Annotated in this window: 1 protein-coding gene; it reads right to left on the reverse strand. The window is 64.6% G+C overall.

The genetic code is table 11. The annotated features are described in order from the left end of the window. Positions 1-2,472: ATP-dependent Clp protease ATP-binding subunit (locus CHC11_RS39905; RefSeq protein ID WP_089317106.1), on the reverse strand; the 2,472-nt coding region annotated here is incomplete at its 3' end. Positions 2,473-2,475: the final 3 nt, after the last annotated feature.

The raw sequence follows: 2,475 nt of genomic DNA on the forward strand, positions 1-2,475 counted from the left end.
CTTGGGCACGCCCTTGAAGGTGAACTTGGCCTTCTCGGTGGTGTCGGTGTCGGCGGGGTCGAAGCCCTCGGTGCCGACGATCACGATCTGGCCGGGCTTGAGCTCGTTGTAGAGGATCTTCTCCGACAGGTTGTCCTCGATCTCGCGCTGGATGGTGCGGCGCAGCGGCCGGGCCCCCAGCACCGGGTCGTACCCGCGCAGGGCCAGCAGGTCCTTGGCCTCCTGACGCAGCTCGATGCCCATGTCGCGGTCCTGCAGCCGCTGGTCCACCTTGGCGATCATCAGATCCACGATCTGGATGATCTCCTTGGGGGTGAGCTGGTGGAACACCACCGTGTCATCGACGCGGTTGAGGAACTCGGGCCGGAAGTGCTGCTTGAGCTCCTCCGACACCTTGGCCTTCATCCGGTCGTAGGACCCCTGCTCGTCGTTCTGCCGGGCGAACCCCATCGACACGCCCTTGGAGATGTCCTTGGACCCCAGGTTGGTGGTCATGATGATCACCGTGTTCTTGAAGTCCACCACCCGGCCCTGGGCATCGGTCAGCCGACCGTCCTCCAGGATCTGCAGCAGCGAGTTGAAGATGTCCTGGTGGGCCTTCTCGATCTCATCGAACAGCACCACCGAGAACGGCTTGCGCCGCACCTTCTCGGTCAGCTGACCGCCCTCCTCGTACCCGACATAGCCGGGCGGGGAACCGAACAGCCGCGACACGGTGTGCTTCTCCATGAACTCCGACATGTCCAGCTGGATCAGGGCGTCCTCATCACCGAACAAGAACTCCGCCAGCGTCTTGGACAACTCGGTCTTGCCCACCCCCGACGGCCCGGCGAAGATGAACGACCCACCCGGCCGCTTGGGATCCTTGAGCCCCGCACGGGTCCGGCGGATCGACTGCGACAGCGCCCTGATCGCATCCTCCTGCCCGATCACCCGCTTGTGCAGCTCGTCCTCCATGCGCAGCAGCCGAGTCGACTCCTCCTCGGTCAGCTTGAACACCGGGATCCCCGTCGCGGTCGCCAGCACCTCGGCGATCAACTCATCGGTGACCTCGGCGACCACGTCCATGTCGCCGGCCTTCCACTCCTTCTCCCGCTGCGCCTTCTGCCCCAGCAGCTGCTTCTCCGAATCACGCAGCGCCGCGGCCTTCTCGAAGTCCTGCGCATCGATCGCCGACTCCTTCTCACGCCGCACATCAGCGATCTTCTCGTCGTACTCCCGCAGATCCGGCGGCGCGGTCATCCGACGGATCCGCATCCGCGACCCCGCCTCATCGATCAGATCGATCGCCTTGTCCGGCAGGAACCGATCCGAGATGTACCGGTCGGCCAACTGCGCCGCCGCCACCAGCGCACCATCGGTGATCGACACCCGGTGATGCGCCTCATACCGGTCCCGCAGCCCCTTGAGGATCTCGATCGTGTGCGACAACGACGGCTCGGCCACCTGGATCGGCTGGAACCGCCGCTCCAGCGCCGCGTCCTTCTCCAGATGCTTGCGGTACTCATCCAGCGTCGTCGCACCGATCGTCTGCAACTCACCCCGCGCCAGCATCGGCTTCAGGATCGAGGCCGCATCGATCGCACCCTCCGCCGCACCCGCACCCACCAGCGTGTGCAGCTCATCGATGAACAAGATGATGTCGCCCCGGGTACGGATCTCCTTGAGCACCTTCTTCAAGCGCTCCTCGAAATCACCCCGATACCGCGAACCCGCCACCAGCGCACCCAGATCCAGGGTGTACAGCTGCTTGTCCTTCAACGTCTCGGGCACCTCACCCTTGACGATCTTCTGCGCCAGCCCCTCCACCACCGCGGTCTTACCCACACCCGGCTCACCCACCAGCACCGGATTGTTCTTGGTACGCCGCGACAGCACCTGCATGACCCGCTCGATCTCCTTGTCCCGGCCGATCACCGGGTCGAGCTTGCCCTCACGCGCCGCCTGCGTCAGATTCCGCCCGAACTGATCCAGCACCAACGACGTCGACGGCGCCGCCTCCGAAGGACCACCCGAAGCCGCCGGCTCCTTGCCCTGATACCCGTGCAGCAACTGGATCACCTGCTGACGCACCCGGTTCAGATCCGCGCCCAACTTCACCAGCACCTGCGCCGCGACACCCTCACCCTCACGGATCAGACCCAGCAGAATGTGCTCGGTACCGATGTAGTTGTGACCCAGCTGCAACGCCTCACGCAGCGACAGCTCAAGAACCTTCTTGGCACGCGGAGTGAACGGGATATGCCCCGACGGAGCCTGCTGCCCCTGACCGATGATCTCCTCAACCTGCTGACGCACGGCCTCAAGACTGATCCCCAGGCTCTCCAGAGCCTTCGCGGCGACCCCCTCACCCTCGTGGATCAGACCCAGGAGGATGTGCTCGGTACCGATGTAGTTGTGGTTGAGCATCCTGGCCTCTTCCTGAGCCAGAACAACAACCCGCCGCGCGCGGTCGGTGAACCTCTCGAACATCTC

The organism is Actinomadura mexicana (genome assembly GCF_900188105.1).
In the GTDB taxonomy this organism is placed as follows: domain Bacteria; phylum Actinomycetota; class Actinomycetes; order Streptosporangiales; family Streptosporangiaceae; genus Spirillospora; species Spirillospora mexicana.